We start from the raw sequence: 20,873 nt of genomic DNA on the forward strand, positions 1-20,873 counted from the left end.
TTCCAAGAATGTCGGACGTCCTAGGATTTGTTCCCATGAGCGACTTCCCGATGTACGGGCTCTCCGAGGAGCAGCAGGAGATCCGCAAGGCGATCCGCGAGATCTGCGACGCCAAGATCGCGCCCTTCGCCGCGGCCGTGGACGAGGAGGCGCGCTATCCGCAGGAGGCGCACGACGCCCTGCTGGAGACCGACTTCCACGCCCCCCACGTGCCCGAGGAGTACGGCGGGGTGGGCGCGGACGCGCTGGCGACGGTGATCGTGATCGAGGAGATCGCCCGCGCCGACGTCTCCGCATCGCTCATCCCCGCGGTGAACAAGCTGGGCTCGCTGCCGGTCCAGATCGGCGGCTCGGAGGAGCTGAAGAAGAAGTACCTCGGCGCGCTCGCCCGGGGTGAGGGCGGGTTCTCCTACTGCCTGTCCGAGCCTGATGCCGGCTCCGATGCGGCCAACCAGAAGACCCGCGCGGTCCGTGACGGCGACGGGTGGGTGCTCAACGGCGTGAAGCGGTGGATCAGCAACGCCGGGGTCTCGGAGTTCTACACGGTGCTGGCGATGACCGACCCCGAGAAGCGCTCGCGGGGGATCAGCGCGTTCGTGGTGGAGAAGTCCGATGAGGGCGTCACGTTCGGTGCCAAGGAGAAGAAGCTCGGCATCCAGGGCTCCCCGACGCGCGAGGTCTATCTGGACAACGTCCGGATCCCCGGTGACCGGATCATCGGCGAGGAGGGCAAGGGCTTCGAGTACGCGATGAGGACCCTGGACCACACCCGGATCACGATCGCCGCCCAGGCCGTCGGTGTCGCGCAGGGCGCGCTGGACTACGCGCTGGGCTATGTTCAGGAGCGCCGGCAGTTCGGCAAGCCGGTCGCGGAGTTCCAGGGCCTGCAGTTCCTGCTCGCCGACATGGGGATGAAGGTCGAGGCCGCCCGTCAGCTGACGTACGCCGCCGCCGGCCGCTCCCAGCGCGGTGATGGCGATCTGACGTTCTTCGGTGCGGCAGCGAAGTGCTTCGCCTCCGATGTGGCGATGGAGGTCACCACGAACGCGGTGCAGGCGCTGGGTGGCTACGGCTACACGCGGGACTACCCGGTGGAGCGGATGATGCGCGACGCGAAGATCACCCAGATCTACGAGGGCACCAACCAGGTCCAGCGGATCGTGATGGCCCGCCAGCTCCTCGCCGGCATCCAGAGCCAGATCTAGAGACCCAGCAGGGCGGGCCCGATCGCGATCCCGCCGGCCGGCCCGCCGGTCAGCTGCATCCCGTGCACGCCCGGCGCCCGGGTGGGGTCGACGATGAGCGCGCCGCCCGGCCAGGTGAAGCGCACGGCGTCGCCCTCGGCGGTCGCGGTCGCGCCGAGCACCTCCGCGAACAGCCGGTGTGAGAGGTCCGGGTCGCTCGTGCCGACGTACGTCGCCCCCAGCGCGCCCGACGCCTCCGACTCGGTGTCCCACACCGGCGTCCACCAGTCGAGGTCGAGCGCCTTGGCGGTGATCGGGAAGTCCTCCGGCCGACGCTCCCGGGTGGTGAGCAGCGCGGCCAGCGGGGGAGCGGGGCGGTCGGTCTGGGCGAGCTGGATCACCGTGGCGTGCGTGCGCTCCGGCGCGATGAACGCCTCCCGCCAGGGTGCGTGCTCGTAGCTCTCGCCGACCACGGTCAGGCCGAGCTCGCGCACCCGGGCGACGGAGGCGGCCAGGTCCGGCACGGTGAACGTGATGTGGTGCGGGCCCGCGCCCCGGGTGTCGAGGAAGCGGGTCAGGAAGCCCGGTCCGTTCGGCTCCAGCAGCTCGATGTGGGCCCCCGCCTCGGCCGTGCCGGCGTACAGGGACAGGTAGCGGAACTCCGGCAGGGTCTCGCCGATGACGGGGACCGCGCCCAGCGAGGCTCGCAGTCGCCGCGCCACGGCCAGGGCGTCGGGGACGGCGAAGGAGGTGTGGTCGAGGTCGACGGAAGCAGCGGTCATGACGTGAGCCTAGGAGTCGGGGAAGGGCAGAGGGCCGGCACCGGGACGAGTCCCGGCACCGGCCCCGACTGGGTCAGCCGACCGTCAGCCGACGGTCAGCCGCTGATCCAGGAGTCGACCTCGCTCTGGTGCGCGGCGATCCACGCCTGCGCGGCCTGGTCGGGCGACTTGCCGTCCTTCGCGATGGCCTTGGCGACCTCGTTCTGGTCGTCGTTGGTCCACTTGAAGTTCTTGATCACGTCCACGGCGGGGGAGCCGGAGTCGGCGAACTTCGAGGAGATCAGCTTGTTCAGCTGGTACGGCGGGTAGTCGCACGCGACCTTCGCCGGGTCGGCGTCACAGCCGGGGGTGTACTTGGGCAGGTTGACCTTGACCAGCTTCATCTCCGAGAAGAACCACTGCGGCTCGTAGAAGTAGGCGAGCAGCGGGGTCTTGTTGGCCTCGGCGGTGCGGAAGCTCTGGATCAGCGCGGCCTCCGAGCCACCCACGACCACCTTGTAGTTCAGGTGCAGGTTGGTGACCAGCGCCTGGTCGTTGGTGACGTAGCTGGGGTCACCGTCGAGCAGCTGGCCCTGGGAGCCGGACTCGCTGGTCTTGAACAGCGAGGCGTACTTATTCAGGTTGTGCCAGTCGGTGATGTCCGGGTACTTCTGCGCCATCCACGGCGGCACGAACCAGCCGATGACACCGGTGTTGCCGGTGAGGCCGGCGTCCTGGACGACGTGCTGCTGGTCGATGTACTTCTTGATCAGGTCGTCGTGGCCCCAGTTCTCCACGATCGTGTCGACCGTGCCGTTGGCCATGCCGGCCCAGCTGGGCTGCTCGGCGAGCTTGACGTAGTTGACCTGGCAGCTGAGCTTCTGCTCGAGCACGTTGCCGATGACGTAGGCGTCGGCGGTGTAGCCGACCCACGCGTTCAGCGCGATGTTCACCGGCTTGCCGCAGGGCTTGCCCGCCGCCGAGGTGTTGTCCTTGATGGTCCCGCCCCCGCACCCGGCGAGTGCCAGGGCCAGGGCCGCGGCCGTGGCGAGGGCGCCGATGCGGCGCGCCCTCGTTGTGATGCCACTGATCATGGCGATGTTTCCTCTCTCCAGGTGGTGCGTGTTGGTGTCCGAGACTCCCCGGCGGACCGGGACGATCTGTGCGCTCACCGCGTCTGTCGCGCGGCGGATGCCTTCGCGATGCGGTCGAGCATGATCCCGAGGGCGGTGATGGCGATGCCGGCGGCCAGGCCCTTGCCGAAGAGCTGGTCCTGGGAGAAGCCCGACACCACCAGGTAGCCCAGGCTGCCCGCACCGACCATGGCGCCGATGACGACCATCGAGAGCACGTAGAGCAGACCCTGGTTGGCGGCCAGCACGATCGAGGGCAGCGCCATCGGCAGCTGGACCTTGCGGATCATCTGCCAGGACGTGACCCCGTTGGAGCGGGCCGCCTCGACGGTGGTGGCGGGTACGCCGAGGATCCCGTCGGCCACGAGCTTGACCGCGATGGGGGCGGCGTACGCGACACCGGCGACGATCGCGGTGAACCGGGTCGAGCCGAAAAGCGCGAGCGCGGGGACCAGGTAGACGAACGCGGGGATCGTCTGGAACGCGTCCAGCACCGGGCGGATCACGACGTCCGCCCGCCGGCTGCGGCCCATCCAGACACCGAGGACGATCGCCTGGATCATCACCAGGCCGGTCGCGACGATCGTGGATGTGAGCGTGATCATCGCGTCGTTCCACAGGCCCATCAGCAGGATCACGACCTCGCAGGCGGCCGCGATCAGGAGCGGCCGCAGGCCGCCCAGGACGTAGGCCAGGGCGAGGATCGCGAGGGCGGTCAGCCACCAGGGGGAGTTGGCGAGGACGTCCTGCAGCGGGTTGAGCAGTCCGTAGCTGATCACGTTCTTGAAGCCCAGCGTGATCTTGTCGACGTGGCTGACGATGGTGTTGACGACGTCGTTGATCTTGACGGCGAGCTGGCTGCCGACGGTGGCGTTCGTGGGGAACTGCGCGAAGTCCACGAGGGTCCGCGACAGGTAGACCAGCACCGCGACGACCACCAGGCCGCCGCCCAGGCCGGCGCGCCGCCGGGCGGTCGGGGAGGCGCCCCGCAACCGCGCGACCAGGCCGGACTGCGACCCGTTCGCCGTCGCCTTGCCCGCGGAGCTGGCCGTGCGGCCGCGCCGCTCGGTGCGCTCGCTGGCCGCCGTCGTCGTACGGTCCAGCATGATCGCCATCAGGACGATCAGCAGGCCCGGAACGGCCGCCTGGCCGACGTTGAGGATGGCCAGCGCGGAGATGACCGGGATGCCGAGGCCGGGGCCGTTGACCAGGCCCGCGATGACGGCCATCGAGATGGCCGCCAGCGTGCACTGGTTGATGCCCAGCACGATGGTGCGCCGCGCCATCGGCAGCTGGACCTGGCGCAGCAGCTGGCTGCGGGTCACGCCCAGCGAGCGGGCCGCCTCGAGCGTGGTCTCCTGCACCGAGCGGATGCCGTGCTCGGTGATGCGCACCAGCGGCGGCAGCGAGTACACGGCCGTCAGCACGATCGCGCAGGTCGCGCCCGGGCCGAAGAGCATGAAGAAGGGCAGCAGGTAGCAGAACGAGGGCATCGTCTGCATGCCGTCCAGGACGGGGGTGAGGACCGCCGAGACGATGTTGGAGCGGGCCATCAGGATGCCGACCGGGATGCCGACCACGATGCTCGCGGCGACGGCCAGGCCGGTGACGATCAGCAGGTCCATGGCGTCGGGCCAGTAGCCCATCCAGGCGAACAGGAAGACGGAGACGGCGACCAGGACGGCCGAGCGGACGCCCGCGACGGCGTACGCCGCCCAGGTCAGGATGGCGAGCACGCCGACCCAGCCGATCTCGGGGACCGGGCGGAGGCCGGCCGGGTGCGCGATCAGCTGGCCGAGCTCGGTGACCAGCCAGTTGACGGCGGTCGAGAGGTGACCGAGCACGCCGTGGAAGAACCAGTTGGTCTGCGAGGCCGTCGCGATGTCGTCGCGCAGCTTGTTGAGCCAGCGGTCGAAGGAATTGAGCTGCTGGAACGGCAGGGTGAGCGTGTCCTTGCCGCGGAAGAGCAGCCAGCCGGCCAGCCACACGACGAGGACGCCGGCCAGCAGCAGCGGCGTACGACGGCGCTTCTCCTTCGCGACCACCGGCTGCGTCTCGGGGGAGGCCGGCGCTGCGGCAGGCTCCGCGGTCACGGTGGTCATCCCGCATCCTCCGCGACGACCACCCGGAGGATGTCCTCCTCGGTGACGATGCCGACCAGCTGGTCGCCGTCGACGACGCGGCACGGTCCGCGGTGGTCGAGGACGACGCGGGCGGCGTCGCGCACGATCGTGCCGGCCTGCAGGACGGGCCCGTCGACCGGGACGCTGTCGCTGGAGGTCACCGGCTGCATGACCCAGCGCAGGGTGAGCACGTGCGACTTGGGCACGTCGCGGGTGAAGTCGCGGACGTAGTCGTCGGCAGGAGCGGCGACGACCTCGTCCGGCGTACCGATCTGGACGACCTCGCCGTCGCGCATGATGAGGATCCGGTCACCCAGCTTCAGCGCCTCGCTGAGGTCGTGGGTGATGAAGACCATCGTCTTGCCGACCTCCTCGTGCAGCCGGATGACCTCGTTCTGCATGTCGCGGCGGATCAGCGGGTCCAGGGCGGAGAACGGCTCGTCGAACATCAGGATGTCCGGGTTGGCCGCCAGCGCGCGGGCCAGGCCGACGCGCTGCTGCATGCCGCCGGAGAGCTGGTCGGGGTAGCTGCCCTCGTAGCCGCTGAGGCCGACCAGGTCGACCATCTCCTGCGCACGGTTCCGGCGCTGGGCCTTGGCCTCGCCGCGCACCTCGAGGCCGAATGCGACGTTGTCGACGACCTTGCGGTGGGGGAGCAGGCCGAAGTGCTGGAACACCATGGAGACCTTGCGGCGCCGGGTGTCGAGCAGGGCCTTGTCCGACATCGAGGTGACCTCGTCGCCGTACAGGCGCACGACGCCGGCGGTGGGCTCGATCAGCCGGGTGAGCAGGCGGACCAGGGTCGACTTGCCCGAGCCGGACAGGCCCATGACCACGAACACCTCGCCGGGAGCGACGTCGAAGCTGACGTCGCGGATGCCGACCACGTGACCGGTCTTCTCCTGGAGCTCCTTGCGGCTGAGGTCCTTGTCGGAGCAGGCCATCACCTTGTCGGGGCGCGGGCCGAAGACCTTCCACAGGCCCTCGACGTGGACCGCGGGCTCCGCTGTGCTGCCGTCGGCCGACGCGCCGGAGACGGGCGCCGGCCGGGTGGGGATCGTCGTGGACATGCTCACTCCTCGTTGTTGCGGGGGTCGCCCGGCGGGTAGAGCTGGCTGCCGTCCCGGTAGCGGTACCACGGCGCATCCGACGGCGGGAGCGGCGTGTTGCCGGCGATCAGGTCGGCGGCCTTCTCCGCGACCATCATCACCGGGGCGTAGATGTTGCCGTTCGTGACGAACGGGAAGACCGAGGCGTCGACGACGCGCAGGCCCTCGAGTCCGTGGACCTTCATGCTGGACGGGTCGACCACCGACATCTCCTCGATGCCCATCGCCGCCGTGCACGAGGGGTGCAGGGCCGTCTCGGCGTCCTTGCGGACCCAGTCGAGGATCTCGTCGTCGGTCTCCACCGAGGGGCCCGGGGAGATCTCGCCGTCGTTGTACGGCGCGAAGGCCGGCTGGTTCAGGATGTCGCGGGCGACCCGGACCGCCTCGATCCACTCGCGCCGGTCGTTCGGGGTCGAGAGGTAGTTGAAGACCATCGACGGGTGCTGCTTCGGGTCACGCGACTTGATCCGGATGCGGCCGCGGGTGTCGGCGTACATCGGGCCGATGTGGACCTGGTAGCCGTGGCCCTCGGTGGGCTGCGTGCCGTCGTACCGGATCGCGACCGGGAGGAAGTGGAACATCAGGTTCGGGTAGTCCACGTCCTCGTTGCTGCGGGCGAAGCCGCCGCCCTCGAAGTGGTTCGTGGCGCCGAGGCCGCGGCGGTGGAACAGCCACTGGTAGCCGATGCCCGGCCGGGCGCGCATCCGCAGGCCCGGCGCGATCGAGACCGGCTGCTTGGAGGCGTACTGGATGTAGACCTCGAGGTGGTCCTGGAGGTTCTCGCCGACACCGGGCAGGTGGTGCACGAGAGGTACGCCGACCTGCGCCAGGTGGTCGCGGTCGCCGACGCCGGACAGCTGCAGCAGCTGGGGCGTGTTGATCGCGCCGCCGCAGAGGATGACCTCGCCGGCGGCCACGGTGCGGGGCCGGCCCGCGCGCAGGTAGTCGACGCCGACCGCGCGCTTGCCCTCGAAGCGGACCTTGGTCGCCATCGCGAGGGTCTCGACGCGCAGGTTCTTCCGCGACATCGCCGGGTGCAGGTAGGCGCGGGCCGCGGACCAGCGGCGACCGTTCTTGATGTTGCGGTCGAAGCGCGCGAAGCCCTCCTGGCGGTAGCCGTTGACGTCGTCGGTCAGCGGGTAGCCGGCCTGCTGGGCCGCCTCGAAGAAGGCGCCGAACAGGGGGTTGGTGGCCGGGCCACGCTCGAGGTTGAGCGGTCCGTCGCCGCCGCGCCACTCGTCGGCGCCGTTGCTGCCGTCGACCAGGTGGAGCGACTCCATGCGCTTGAAGTAGGGCAGGCAGTGGGCGAAGTCCCACTCCTTCATGCCCGGCTGGGCGCCCCAGCGCTCGTAGTCCATCGGGTTGCCCCGCTGGAAGATCATCCCGTTGATGCTGGAGGAGCCGCCGAGCACCTTGCCGCGCGCGTGGGACACGCGCCGGCCGTTCATGTGCGGCTCGGGGTCGGTCTCGTACTTCCAGTCGTAGAGGCGGTTGCCGATCGGGATTGGGAGCGCCGCCGGCATGTGCACGAACGGATCGATCCGCCAGTCGGAGTGTCCTGCCTCCAGGACGAGCACGCTGGTCCCGGGATCGGCGGAGAGGCGGTTGGCCAGCGCCGAGCCGGCGGAGCCACCTCCCACGATGACGATGTCGTAGCGTTCCTGGCGCATTCTGAGCCTTCCTAGTCCTGGAACCAGTTCTGCACCGTGGGGCGGAGGTTCTGCCACACGTGCTTGATCTCGCGGTACTCGTCCAAGCCGGCCTCGCCGAGCTCGCGTCCGACACCGGACTGCTTGAAGCCGCCCCACTCGGCCTGCGGCACGTAGGGGTGGTAGTCGTTGATCCAGACGGTGCCCATCCGCAGCCGGGCCGCGACGCGCTGGCCCTTGCCGGCGTCCTGGGTCCAGACCGCGCCCGCCAGGCCGAAGATGCTGTCGTTGGCGATCGCCACGGCCTCGTCCTCGGTGCGGAACGTCTCCACCGTGAGGACGGGCCCGAAGGACTCCTCCTGGGTGACCGACATGGCGCTGGTGCAGCCGTCCAGGACGGTGGGCAGGTAGTAGAAGCCGTGCGCGAGGGCGGGGTCCTCGGGGGCGGAGCCGCCGCAGCGGAGCACGGCGCCCTCGGCGATGCCGCGCTCGACGTACGCCGCCACCTTGTCGCGGTGCGCGGCGCTGATCAGCGGGCCGGTCTCGGCCTTGGGGTCCTCAGGGCCGCCGAGCCGGATGTTGCCGGCCCGCGCGACGAGCGCGTCGACGAAGCGGTCGTGGATGCTCTCCTCGACCAGCAGCCGCGCGCCGGCCGAGCAGACCTGGCCGGAGTGCAGGAAGACCGCGGTCAGCGCGAAGTCGAGCGCGACGTCGAGGTCGGCGTCGGCGAAGACGATGTTGGGGTTCTTGCCGCCGAGCTCCAGCGCGACCTTCTTGACCGTGGCCGCGGCCGTGGCCATCAGCCGGCGCCCGGTGTCCAGGCCGCCGGTGAAGGAGACCAGGTCGATGCGCGGGTCCTCGGCCAGGGGAGCGCCGGCCGCCGGGCCGGCGCCGAGCACCAGGTTGCCGACGCCCGCGGGGAGGCCGGCCTCGGCGAGCACCCGCATCAGCAGGATGCTGGTGTGCGGCGTGAGCTCGCTGGGCTTGAGCACGAAGGTGTTGCCGGCGGCCAGGCACGGCGCGACCTTCCAGGCGGCCTGCAGCAGCGGGTAGTTCCACGGGGTGATCAGGGCGCACACCCCGAGCGGCTCGTGGACCACCTTGCTGGCGACGTCCTCGCGGCCGGTGTCGATGACCCGGCCGGCGCCCTCGGCGGCGATCGCGCCGTAGTGGCGGAAGACCGAGACGACGTCGGCGACGTCGTACTCGCTCTCGACCAGGCGCTTGCCGGTGTCCATGGACTCGGCACGGGCGATCTCCGCGGTGTCGCGCTCGAGCAGGTCGGCCACCCGCGTCAGCAGCGCACCGCGCTCCCGGGCCGGGGTGCGGGCCCACGCGCCCTCGCCGTCGGCGAACGCGGCGTGCGCCGCGGCGATGGCGGCCAGGGTGTCGATGGCGGACGCCTCGTCGACCTCGGCCACCACGGTGCCGTCGGCGGGGCAGGCGATGGTTCGCGTTCCGCCCTCCGACGCAGAGCGCCACTCGCCGTCGATGTACAGCTCGGGCATGCGGGCCGCTCCTCTCATCTGCTCCAGTCAGAGCCAGTTGTTGCGATCTGCACAACGCGGTGCTTACTGCGCAACTGCTTGTAGAAGGAGAATAGGTGACCTGGAACACATGTCAAGAGGGTCGAGCCGAGTGTCTCGCCGTACGGCCCCCGACGTCATCTGCTGTAACACGGCGTTCTCATTCGGTGTCTCCACCGGAGCGCTCGAGACGCACGATCACGCCCTTGGAGGTCGGGGTGTTGGAGATCTCGGCGACGCTGTCGAGCGGGACCAGCACGTTGGTCTCCGGGTAGTACGCCGCCGCCGACCCGCGCGCGGCCGGGTAGGCGACGAGCGTGAAGCCGGGCGCCCGCCGCTCGATCCCGTCGGTCCAGATCGACACCAGGTCGACGACGTCGCCGTCGGCGTACCCCAGCTCGGCGATGTCCTCGGGGTTGACCATCACGACCCGGCGGGCGTGGTGGATGCCGCGATAGCGATCGTCCAGGGCGTAGGGGATGGTGTTCCACTGGTCGTGGGAGCGCAGCGACTGCAGCACCAGGTGCCCGGGCGGCGTGTCCAGCCAGTCCAGGTGGTTGCCGGTGAAGACGCCCTTGCCCGTCGCCGTGCGGTAGACGCCCTCGTTGACCGGGTTGGGCAGCACGAAGCCCTCCGGGACGGCGACGCGCGCGTTGAAGTCCTCGAACCCGGGGACGACCCGGCTGATCGCGTCGCGGATCCGGCCGTAGTCGGCCTCGAACCCGGCCCAGTCGATGTCGTACCGGTCGCCGAGGGTGGCGCGGGCGAGGCGGCTGATGATCGCGACCTCGGAGAGCAGGTGCGGCGATGCGGGCGGCAGCTTGCCGCGGGTCGCGTGCACCATGCTCATCGAGTCCTCGACGGTGACGAACTGCTCGCCGCCGGCCTGGACGTCGTGGTCGGAGCGCCCCAGGGTCGGCAGGATCAGCGCGGTCTCGCCGCAGACGGTGTGCGAGCGGTTCAGCTTGGTCGAGATCTGCACGGTGAGCCGGCAGCGGCGCAGTGCGGCCTCGGTGACGTCGCTATCGGACATCGCACGCACGAAGTTGCCGGCCACCCCGACGAAGACCTTGGCCCGACCGTCGCGCATCGCGCGGACGGCGCCGACCGAGTCGACGCCGTGCCGGCGCGGCGGATCGAAGCCGAACTCGGTGCCCAGGGCGTCCAGGAAGGCGTCCGGCATCTTCTCCCAGATGCCCATGGTCCGGTCGCCCTGGACGTTGGAGTGGCCGCGCACCGGGCACACCCCCGCGCCCGGCCTGCCGATGTTGCCGCGCAGCATCAGGAAGTTCACGACCTCGCGGATGGTGGGTACGCCGTGCCGGTGCTGGGTCAGCCCCATCGCCCAGCAGACCACCACGGAGCCGGCCCCGAGCACCTGCCGGTGCACGGCCTCGATCTCCTCGCGCGCCAGCCCGGTCGCGGCGAGCGTCTGCTCCCAGGTGATGTCGCGGGCCTGGGCCGCGAACTCCTCGAAGCCGCTGGTGTGCGCCGCGATGAAGTCGTGGTCGAGCGCGGTGCCGGGCGCCGCGTCCTCGGCCTCGAGCAGCAGCTTGTTGAGCATCTTGAACAGGGCGAGGTCGCCGCCGGGCCGGATCAGCAGGAACTGGTCGGCGATCGGGGTGCCGCGACCGACGACGCCGCGGACCTTCTGCGGGTTCTTGAACCTCTTCAGACCTGCCTCGGGCAGCGGGTTGACCGCGATGACTCTGCCGCCGCGCTGCTTGGTCTCCTCGAGCGCGGAGAGCATGCGGGGGTGGTTGGTGCCGGGGTTCTGGCCGACCACGAGCACCAGGTCGGCGTTGTGCAGGTCCTCGAGGGACACGCTGCCCTTGCCGATGCCGAGGGTCTCGTTGAGGGCGGCGCCGCTGGACTCGTGGCACATGTTGGAGCAGTCGGGGAGGTTGTTGGTGCCGTAGGCGCGCGCGAAGAGCTGCAGCAGGAAGGCGGCCTCGTTGCTGACCCGCCCGGAGGTGTAGAAGAGCGCCTCGTCGGGGGAGTCGAGGCCGCGCAGCTCCGCGGCGATGGTCGCCAGGGCGTCCTCCCACGAGACCGGCTCGTAGTGGGTGGCGCCCGGCCGCTTGATCATCGGCTCGGTCAGCCGGCCCTGCTGGTTGAGCCAGTAGTCGGACCGCTGGTCGAGCTCGGCGACCGGATGCTCGGCGAAGAGCTCCCGGGTCACGCGGCGTGACGTGGCCTCGTCGTTGATGTGCTTGGCGCCGTTCTCGCAGTACTCGTTGAGGTGGCGGTGCCCGGGATCGGGCCACGCGCAGCCGGGGCAGTCGATGCCGCCGGCCTGGTTCAGGCTCAGCAGGGTGAGGGCGGTACGCCGGGGCGAGGTCTGCCCCAGGGAGTACTCGATCGCCTTGCGCACCGCGGGCAGACCGGCCGCCCACTCCTTGGGCGGGGTGACGGTGAGGTCGTCGGCCGGGTCGGTCCTCGGGCCCATGTTTCCCATCATGACGTCCTGTCTTCCGGCGGTCGCCGCCGGACTTTTCGAAATCGATCCGCTCGGGCTCTTGACGGTGTGACCTCGCCCACTGCATTGTTGCTTGTGCCGCAATCGAGTGCAAGATACGCAACAGGAGGCCAGGGCATGGTCGGACGCAGGACCGTCATCATCGGCGCCGGAGTCGTGGGCGCGGCCCTCGCGGACGAGCTCTCGGCGCTGGGCTGGACCGACATCACCGTCGTGGACCAGGGTGACCTCCCCGCCACCGGCGGCTCCACGTCGCACGCGCCCGGCCTGGTGTTCCAGGCCAGCGGCAGCAAGGTGCTGACCGAGCTGGCGACGTACACCGTCGAGAAGTTCGTCGACCTGCAGCACGAGGGCCGGTCCTGCTTCCTGCAGGTCGGGGGTCTCGAGGTCGCCACCACGCCCGAGCGCCTCGCCGAGCTGCACCGCCGCCACGGCTGGCTCACCTCGTGGGGCGTCGAGGCCGAGGTCGTCGACGCCGACCGCTGCGTCGAGCTGCACTCCCTGGTCGACCGCGACCTGATCCTCGGCGGCCTCTGGTGCCCGACCGACGGCCTGGCCAAGGCCGTCTGGGCCGTGGACGCCCAGATCGAGCGGGCCCGGGCACGCGGCGTGGTCTTCCACGGTCGCCACGAGGTCACCGACATCACCGTCGAGGACGGCAAGGTCACCGCCGTCGTCACCGACAAGGGCGAGTTCCCCGCCGACATCGTCGTCTCCTGCGCCGGCATCTGGGGCCCCAAGATCGCCGCCCTGGTCGGCCTCGGCCTGCCGCTCACCCCGCTCGGTCACCAGCTCGCCTGGACCAGCGACGTCCCGGAGCTCAAGGGCCAGGAGCAGGAGGCGGTCCGCCCGATCCTGCGCCACCAGGAGTCCGGCCTCTACTACCGCGACAACTACGCGGGCGTGGGCATCGGCTACTACCACCACGAGCCGATGCCGTACGCCGCCACCGACATCCGCTCGATGGAGGAGGCCGACCGCTCCGGCAACATGCCGTCGGTCCTGGAGTTCACCCCCGAGGACTTCGAGCCCGCCTGGGCCGAGACCCAGCGGCTCCTGCCGGCGACCGCGGACACGAAGGTCGAGGAGGGCATCAACGGCCTCTTCTCCTTCACCACCGACGGCATGCCGCTGCTCGGCGAGTCGCGCGAGGTCGAGGGCTTCTGGGTCGCCGAGGCGGTCTGGGTCACCCACTCCGCCGGTGTCGGCCGGGCCGTCGCCGAGTGGATCGCGAACGGCCACTGCTCGTCGTGGGACATCCACGAGTGCGACGTCAACCGCTTCGAGGACTACCAGCTCGCGCCCGACTACGTCCTGGAGCGCGACTGCCAGAACTTCCGCGAGGTCTACGACATCCTGCACCCGCTGCAGCCGATGGACTCCCCGCGCGACATCCGGCTCTCGCCGTTCCACGCCCGCGAGCAGGAGCTCGGCGCGTTCTTCCTGCCGGCCAACGGCTGGGAGCGGCCGCACTGGTACGCCGCCAACAAGGCCCTCCTCGAGAAGTACGAAGTGCCGACGCCCAACGCCTGGGCCGCCCGCTACTGGGACCCGATCGTCGGCGCCGAGGCGCAGGCGACCCGCGAGGGCGTCGCGATGTACGACATGACCGCCCTCAAGCGCATCAACGTCACCGGACCCGGCGCTGTCGACTTCCTGCAGCGGCTGTGCACCAACGACGTCGACAAGTCGGTCGGCTCGGTCGTCTACAGCCTCCTGCTCGACACCGACGGCGGCATCCGCAGCGACATCACGGTCGCCCGGCTCGGCAGGGACCACTACCAGGTCGGCGCCAACGGCGCCCTCGACATCGACTGGTTCGAGCGCCACCTCCCCGAGGACGGCACCGTCCAGGTCACCGACATCACGCCGGGCACCTGCTGCATCGGGCTGTGGGGCCCGAAGGCCCGCGAGGTGCTCGCCACGATCACCGACGCCGACATGACCAACGACGGCCTGAAGTACTTCCGCGCCAAGAGGCTGACCATCGGCAACGTCCCGGTCACCGCGTGGCGCCTGTCCTACGTCGGCGAGCTCGGCTGGGAGATCTACACGACCGCCGACCTCGGCCAGCGGCTCTGGGACACGATCTGGGAGGCCGGCCAGGAGCACGGCATCATCGCGGCCGGCCGGGGCGCGTTCAACAGCCTGCGCCTGGAGAAGGGCTACCGGTCCTTCGGCGGCGACATGACCAACGAGCACGACCCCTACGAGGCCGGTCTCGGCTTCGCGGTCAAGATCGACAAGGGCGACTTCATCGGCCGCGACGCGCTCATCGAGCGCAAGGCCGACCAGAGGCGGACCCTGGCCTGCCTCACGATCGACAGCACCGAGGACGTCGTGATGGGCAAGGAGCCGGTGTACGCCGACGGCCGCCCGGTCGGCTACGTCACCTCCGCCGCCTACGGCTACACGATCGAGAAGGGCATCGCCTACGCCTGGCTGCCCGTCGAGGTCGCCGAGGTCGGCACCCGCGTGGAGATCGGCTACTTCGACAAGCGCGTCGAGGCCGTCGTCACCGCCGAGCCCCTGTTCGACCCGAAGATGACCCGCCTCCGCGGCTGACCTGCCTCTCCTCTCCCCACCCTTCTGATCCGGAGGTTCCCCTGTGAGTTTCAAGACCGCCCCCGCGGCCAACATGGCCGAGATCGCCGCCATGGTCGAGCGCCGCGAGGTGGGCTACAGCCTCGAGTCCGCCTTCTACGCCAGCCAGGAGGTCTACGACCTCGACATCCGGGCGATCTTCGGCGAGCACTGGATCTTCGTCGCGAGCGAGGCCGAGATCCCCGAGCCGGGCGACTTCGTCACCGTCGAGATCGGCACCCAGTCGCTGATCATCACCCGCGACGACGACGAGGAGATCCGCGCGCTGCGCAACATCTGCCGGCACCGCGGCTCCCGCCTGCTCGAGGAGCCGTGCGGCTCGATCGGCAACATCGTGTGCCCCTACCACCAGTGGACCTACCGTCCCGACGGTGAGCTGCTGTACGCCGAGAGCCAGTCGCCCTCGTTCGACAAGTCCAAGTTCGGCCTCAAGCAGGTCCACGTCCGCACCGTCGGCGGCCTGATCTTCATCTGCCTGGCCGAGGAGCCGCCGGCCGACTTCGACGAGGTCGCGTCGGTCATCGAGCCGTACCTGGCGTCGTACAGGATCGCGGAGGCGAAGGTCGCCCACCAGACCGACCTGGTCGAGCAGGGCAACTGGAAGCTCGTGATGGAGAACAACCGCGAGTGCCACCACTGCGACGCCTCGCACCCCGAGCTGATCACGTCGTACTTCCCCTTCCTGCGCTACGACGAGGCCGACGTGACCCCGCGCCTCAAGCCGCTCTACGAGCGCTACCTGAAGGCGACCGAGGACCTCGACAACGTCTGCCGGCTCAACGGCGTCCCGCGCGAGCTGGTCCACGAGCTCGACAGCCGCGAGACGGGCTTCATGATCATGCGGCTGCCGCTGGACGGCGACGGTGCCTCGTTCGGCATCGACGGCGCCCAGGTCTGCAAGAAGCTGATCGGCGACGCGCCCACCGAGAAGTTCGGGGACCTGTCGCTGCACATGCAGCCGAACTCGTGGTTCCACTTCCTCAGCGACCACGTCATCGTCTTCAGCGTCCTGCCGCTCGGTCCGGACAAGTCGATGGTCCGCACGACCTGGCTGGTCCACCCCGACGCCGTCGAGGGCGAGGACTACACCATCGAGGGCCTGACCAGCGTCTGGAAGGCGACCAACGACCAGGACCGCGCCCTGGTCGAGAAGGCCCAGCGCGGGGTCACCGACCCCGGCTACGTGCCCGGTCCGTACGCGCTGATCGAGGACGACGTCGAGGCCTTCCTCAACTGGTACGTCGGCCGGCTCCACGACTACCTCGCGCCGCACCGCGAGAGCGTCGAGAAGCTCGGCCACCTCAACGCCGTCGCCGGCCAGTAGCCACCAGATCCAGCCACCGACTCCATCGGGAGAAGAGATGTCGTCGTCCGACCAGGCACTCGAGAGCCTCGTGCCGCCCCTGCGCTCCCCGGCCTGCTGGGCCGAGGAGGACCAGGCCGTCCTGGTGTGCACGGCGGTCAGCGACGTCACCCACGACGTGAAGAACTTCGTCTTCGAGCCCGAGGGCGACCAGCTCTTCGAGTTCGACGCGGGCCAGTTCCTGACCCTCAAGCTCGACATCGACGGCACCCCGGTCAACCGGTGCTACACGATCTCCTCGCCGCCGACCCGTCCGAACCGCGTCGCCATCACGGTGAAGCGGGTCGTGGGCGGCACGGTGTCGAACTGGATGCACGACAACGTCGTGCCCGGCACGAAGATTCCCGTCCTGGCGCCGCTCGGGGCCTTCACGCTGACCCACAAGCCCGCGGAGAAGCTGCTCTTCCTCTCCGCCGGCAGCGGCATCACCCCGCTGATGTCGATGCTGCGCACGCTCTACGACCTCGGGTCGGACGCCGACGTGGTCTTCGTCCACAGCGCGCGTACGCCGAGCGACATCGTCTTCCGCAGCGAGCTGGCGGCCATCGAGCTGCTCATGCCCAACCTGCGGGTGGTCCACATCTGCGAGGCGGACTACCCCTCGGAGCGCTGGGGCGGCATGCGGGGACGCATCTCGCCGGCCATGCTCCAGACCGTCGTGCCCGACGTGCTCGAGCGGACCACCTTCAACTGCGGACCCGCGCCCTACATGGACGCGGTGCGCCGCATCCTCGACGAGATCGGCTACGACCTCGCGGGCTACCACGAGGAGAGCTTCAGCTTCGACGACCCGTCGGTGCCCGGAGCGACCCCGCCGCCCGAGGGCGTCGCCTACGAGGACATCGCCGTCGCGGCCCCGCCGGCGACCGATGACGGTGTGGCCCGCTACTCGGTCGAGTTCACCAAGACCGGTCGCACCATCACCGTCCGCGCCGACGAGTTCGTCCTCGACGCGGCGCTCGGTGCCGGCGTACGCCTCGCGTCGTCGTGCAGCCAGGGCATGTGCGGCACCTGCAAGATCCCCAAGCTGTCCGGCGAGGTGGAGATGAACCACAACGGAGGCATCCGCCCCCGCGAGGTCGCCGCCGGGAAGATCCTCGCCTGCTGCTCCAAGCCGCTCAGCGACCTGTCGCTCGACGCCTGATCCCACCCTCACCCAAGCAAGAACCAAGGCAAGAACGGAGTCACCCCATGGCTGACAACAGAGTCGTCGTCTACGCGGGACCTGGCCAGGTCGCGGTCGAGAACATCGAGTTCCCGAAGCTGGAGATCCCGCGCGAGGTCGCGCAGGGCCTCGGCATCAAGCAGGCCGCCCCGCACGCCGTGATCCTCAAGCTGGTCACGACGAACATCTGCGGGAGCGACCAGCACATGGTCCGCGGTCGTACGACGGCGCCGATCGGCCAGTCGCTGGGCCACGAGATCACCGGCGAGATCGTCGAGATCGGCGACGACGTCCTGTTCCACAACGTCGGCGACATCTGCTCGGTGCCGTTCAACATCGCCTGCGGCCGCTGCCGGATGTGCAACGAGGGCAAGACCGGCATCTGCCTCAACGTGAACCCGGCGCGCGCCGGTGCGGCGTACGGCTACGTCGACATGGGCGGCTGGGTCGGCGGCCAGGCGGAGTACGTGATGATCCCGTACGCCGACTTCAACCTGCTGCGCTTCCCCGACCGCGACCAGGCGCTGGAGAAGATCCTCGACCTGACGATGCTCTCCGACATCTTCCCGACCGGCTACCACGGTGCCTACACCGCGGGCGTGACCACCGGCTCGACCGTGTACGTCGCCGGCGCCGGCCCGGTCGGTCTCGCGGCCGCCTACTCCGCCCAGCTGCTCGGCGCCTCGCGCGTGATCGTCGGCGACATGAACGCCGACCGCCTCGCCCAGGCCGCCAGCTTCGGCTGCGACGTCGCCGACCTGTCGAAGGGCGACTCGCTGGCCGACATCGTGGCCGACATCCTCGGCGAGCCCGAGGTCGACGCGGCCATCGACGCGGTCGGCTTCGAGGCCCGCGGCCACGGCGCCGGTGCCGCCGAGGCGCCCGCCACGGTCCTCAACGACGTCATGAGCATCGCCCGTGCCGGCGCCTCGCTCGGCATCCCCGGCCTGTACGTCACCGGCGACCCGGGTGCGGTCGACGAGGCCGCGAAGATCGGCCAGATCGGCGTACGTCTCGGCCTCGGGTGGGCGAAGTCGCACACGCTCGTCACCGGCCAGTGCCCGGTCAAGAGGTACAACCGCCAGCTGATGAACCTGATCCTGGCGGACAAGGCGCACATCGCGAAGGCCGTCAACGCCACCACGATCAGCCTCGACGAGGCCGCCCAGGGCTACGCCGCGTTCGACAAGGGCGCGGCCCAGAAGTTCGTCATCGACCCGCACGGCATGGTCCGGGCCTGACCAGGATGAGTGACCCGATGTCTTCCCTCGACCGCACCCTCGCCGACTTCGACCCCGAGGTCGCCGAGCAGATCGCCAACGAGCTGGACCGCCAGCAGTCCACGCTGGAGATGATCGCCTCGGAGAACTTCGCTCCGGTCGCGGTCATGCAGGCGCAGGGCTCGGTCCTGACCAACAAGTACGCCGAGGGCTACCCCGGCCGTCGCTACTACGGCGGCTGCGAGCACGTCGACGTCATCGAGCAGCTCGCGATCGACCGGATCAAGGAGCTCTTCGGCGCCGAGGCCGCCAACGTGCAGCCGCACTCCGGCGCCCAGGCCAACGCGGCCGCGATGTTCGCGCTGCTCGACCCGGGCGACACGATCCTCGGCCTCGACCTCGCGCACGGCGGTCACCTGACCCACGGCATGCGGATCAACTTCTCCGGCAAGCTCTACAACGTCGTGGCCTACCAGGTCTCGCCGGACGACTTCCGGATCGACATGGCCGAGGTCGAGCGCCTGGCCGTCGAGCACAGGCCGAAGCTGATCGTGGCCGGCTGGTCGGCGTACCCGCGCCAGCTGGACTTCGCGGAGTTCCGCCGGATCGCCGACCTGGTCGGTGCCTACCTGATGGTCGACATGGCCCACTTCGCCGGCCTGGTCGCCGCCGGCCTGCACCCGTCGCCGGTGCCCTACGCGGACGTGGTCACCACCACGACGCACAAGACCCTCGGCGGCCCGCGCGGTGGCGTGATCCTCTCCAAGGCCGAGCTGGCCAAGAAGATCAACTCCGCGGTGTTCCCCGGCCAGCAGGGCGGTCCGCTGGAGCACGTGATCGCGGCCAAGGCCGTGGCCTTCAAGATGGCGTTGGAGCCGGCCTTCAAGGAGCGCCAGCAGCGCACCCTCGACGGCGCGCAGATCCTCGCCGGCCGGCTCTCGGAGTCCGACGTCGCGGCCGCCGGGATCACCGTGCTGTCCGGCGGCACCGACGTGCACCTGGTGCTCGTCGACCTGCGCGACGCCGAGATCAACGGCCAGGAGGCCGAGGACCGGCTGCACGCGGTCGGCATCACGGTCAACCGCAACGCGGTGCCCTTCGACCCGCGCCCGCCGATGGTCTCCTCCGGCGTCCGCATCGGTACGCCGGCCCTGGCGACCCGCGGCTTCGACGCCGAGGCGTTCGCCGAGGTCGCCGACGTGATCGCCGAGACCCTCGCGGGCTCCGGCGACGAGGTGCAGCTCAAGGAGCTGCGCGGTCGCGTCGAGACCCTGGCCGCCCGCTTCCCGCTCTACCCCTCGCTCAGCACCGTTCTGGAGGACTGATGGCCGACCTGCTGCCGGAGCACCCGGCCTGGCTGTGGCGCGACCCCGACCCGAAGCCGTCGTACGACGCGATCGTGGTCGGCGGCGGCGGGCACGGCCTGGCCACGGCGTACTACCTGGCCAAGAACCACGGCATCACCAACATCGCGGTGCTGGAGAAGGGCTGGCTCGCGGGCGGCAACATGGCCCGCAACACCACGATCATCCGGTCCAACTACCTGTGGGACGAGAGCGCGGCGATGTACGAGTTCGCGCTCAAGCAGTGGGAGCTGCTGCCTGCGGAGCTGGACTACGACTTCCTGTTCAGCCAGCGCGGCGTGCTCAACCTCGCCCACACGCTGCAGGACGTGCGTGACTCGCGCCGCCGGATCGAGGCCAACCGCCTCAACCGGGTCGACGCGGAGTGGCTGGAGCCCGACGAGGTCGCCAAGGTGTGCCCGATCGTCAACGTGTCCCAGGACGTGCGCTACCCGGTGCTGGGCGGGACCTTCCAGCCCCGCGCCGGCATCGCCAAGCACGACCACGTCGCGTGGGCCTTCGCCCGGGCCTGCGACGCGATGGGCGTCGACATCATCCAGAACTGCGAGGTGACCGGCTTCCTCAAGGACGGCGAGCGGGTCGTCGGCGTGGAGACCAACCGCGGCCGGATCCTGTCCGACACCGTCGGCCTGGTCGCCGCCGGGCACTCCAGCGTGCTGGCCGAGAAGGCCGGGTTCCGGCTGCCGGTGCAGTCGCACCCGCTGCAGGCCCTGGTCTCCGAGCTCTACCAGCCGGTGCACCCCACGGTCGTGATGTCGAACCACGTGCACGTCTACGTCTCCCAGGCCCACAAGGGCGAGCTGGTCATGGGCGCGGGCGTGGACGCCTACAACGGCTACGGCCAGCGCGGCTCCTTCCACGTGATCGAGCACCAGATGGCAGCGGCCCTGGAGCTGTTCCCGATCTTCGGCCGGGCCCGCCTGCTGCGGACCTGGGGCGGCATCGTGGACGTCTCCCCGGACGCCTCGCCGATCATCGGCGCGACGCCGGTCGAGGGCCTCTACGTCAACTGCGGCTGGGGGACCGGCGGCTTCAAGGCCACCCCCGGCGCGGGCTGGGCGATGGCCCACACCATGGCGACCGGTCAGCCCCACGAGCTCAACCGCCCGTTCGGGCTGGAGCGGTTCACGACCGGCCACCTCATCGACGAGCACGGCGCTGCCGCCGTCGCCCACTGACACCACACGACACGA

The 20,873-nt window shown here is 70.1% G+C and carries 14 protein-coding genes; 7 read left to right on the top strand and 7 right to left on the bottom strand.

Going from position 1 to position 20,873, the window contains the following annotated elements; genetic code table 11:
- Nucleotides 1-35: 35 nt before the first annotated feature.
- A complete protein-coding gene (locus tag ACYU8V_RS15125; protein ID WP_460848515.1) occupies nt 36-1,205 on the top strand; it encodes an acyl-CoA dehydrogenase family protein in 1,170 nt (389 codons plus the stop codon).
- Here the strand turns inward: ACYU8V_RS15125 and ACYU8V_RS15130 are convergent.
- The 7 genes from ACYU8V_RS15130 to ACYU8V_RS15160 form a co-directional block, all read right to left on the bottom strand.
- Complete coding sequence (locus ACYU8V_RS15130) at nt 1,202-1,966, bottom strand: VOC family protein (RefSeq protein ID WP_460848517.1); 765 nt, start codon at nt 1,964-1,966, stop codon at nt 1,202-1,204. The two genes, ACYU8V_RS15125 and ACYU8V_RS15130, sit on opposite strands and share 4 nt — an antisense overlap.
- A gap of 95 nt (nt 1,967-2,061) precedes the next feature.
- Entirely contained in the window at nt 2,062-3,039 is a 978-nt protein-coding gene (locus ACYU8V_RS15135) for an ABC transporter substrate-binding protein (RefSeq protein ID WP_460848519.1), read from the bottom strand.
- Between the two features lie 74 nt (nt 3,040-3,113).
- Nucleotides 3,114-5,180, bottom strand: a complete 2,067-nt coding sequence (locus ACYU8V_RS15140; protein ID WP_460848520.1) for an ABC transporter permease — start codon at nt 5,178-5,180, stop codon at nt 3,114-3,116.
- On the bottom strand, nt 5,177-6,271 hold the full coding sequence (locus tag ACYU8V_RS15145) for a quaternary amine ABC transporter ATP-binding protein (RefSeq protein ID WP_460848521.1): 1,095 nt from the start codon (nt 6,269-6,271) through the stop codon (nt 5,177-5,179). The genes ACYU8V_RS15140 and ACYU8V_RS15145 overlap by 4 nt, the downstream gene beginning before the upstream one ends.
- Nucleotides 6,272-6,273: 2 nt before the next feature.
- Nucleotides 6,274-7,980 carry a choline dehydrogenase gene (betA, locus tag ACYU8V_RS15150; RefSeq protein ID WP_460848522.1) on the bottom strand — a complete coding sequence of 569 codons (1,707 nt, stop codon included), beginning with the start codon at nt 7,978-7,980 and terminating at the stop codon, nt 6,274-6,276.
- Nucleotides 7,981-7,991: 11 nt separating this feature from the next.
- Nucleotides 7,992-9,467 (bottom strand): aldehyde dehydrogenase family protein, encoded by a 1,476-nt coding sequence (locus tag ACYU8V_RS15155; RefSeq protein WP_460848523.1) that lies wholly within the window; start codon nt 9,465-9,467, stop codon nt 7,992-7,994.
- Nucleotides 9,468-9,645: 178 nt separating this feature from the next.
- Entirely contained in the window at nt 9,646-11,934 is a 2,289-nt protein-coding gene (locus ACYU8V_RS15160) for an FdhF/YdeP family oxidoreductase (protein ID WP_460848524.1), read from the bottom strand.
- Between the two features lie 147 nt (nt 11,935-12,081).
- Here ACYU8V_RS15160 and ACYU8V_RS15165 point away from each other — a divergent pair, with 147 nt between their 5' ends.
- Genes ACYU8V_RS15165 through ACYU8V_RS15190 form a run of 6 tightly spaced genes read left to right on the top strand, consistent with a single transcriptional unit; the run spans nt 12,082 to nt 20,858 of the window.
- The gene (locus ACYU8V_RS15165; RefSeq protein ID WP_460848525.1) at nt 12,082-14,529 is read left to right on the top strand and encodes a GcvT family protein; all 2,448 of its coding nucleotides are present in this window, start codon (nt 12,082-12,084) and stop codon (nt 14,527-14,529) included.
- Between the two features lie 43 nt (nt 14,530-14,572).
- Complete coding sequence (locus ACYU8V_RS15170; protein WP_460848526.1) at nt 14,573-15,892, top strand: aromatic ring-hydroxylating oxygenase subunit alpha; 1,320 nt, start codon at nt 14,573-14,575, stop codon at nt 15,890-15,892.
- Between the two features lie 37 nt (nt 15,893-15,929).
- A complete protein-coding gene (locus ACYU8V_RS15175; RefSeq protein ID WP_460848528.1) occupies nt 15,930-17,075 on the top strand; it encodes an FAD-binding oxidoreductase in 1,146 nt (381 codons plus the stop codon).
- A 47-nt stretch (nt 17,076-17,122) separates the two neighbouring features.
- Entirely contained in the window at nt 17,123-18,337 is a 1,215-nt protein-coding gene (gene fdhA, locus ACYU8V_RS15180) for a formaldehyde dehydrogenase, glutathione-independent (RefSeq protein WP_460848529.1), read from the top strand.
- A gap of 17 nt (nt 18,338-18,354) precedes the next feature.
- Entirely contained in the window at nt 18,355-19,641 is a 1,287-nt protein-coding gene (gene glyA, locus ACYU8V_RS15185) for a serine hydroxymethyltransferase (protein WP_460848530.1), read from the top strand.
- Nucleotides 19,641-20,858 carry a sarcosine oxidase subunit beta family protein gene (locus tag ACYU8V_RS15190; RefSeq protein WP_460848531.1) on the top strand — a complete coding sequence of 406 codons (1,218 nt, stop codon included), beginning with the start codon at nt 19,641-19,643 and terminating at the stop codon, nt 20,856-20,858. Before glyA ends, ACYU8V_RS15190 begins: the two co-directional genes overlap by 1 nt.
- The last annotated feature ends 15 nt before the right edge of the window (nt 20,859-20,873 follow it).

It is taken from the genome of Nocardioides ultimimeridianus, from assembly GCF_054777895.1.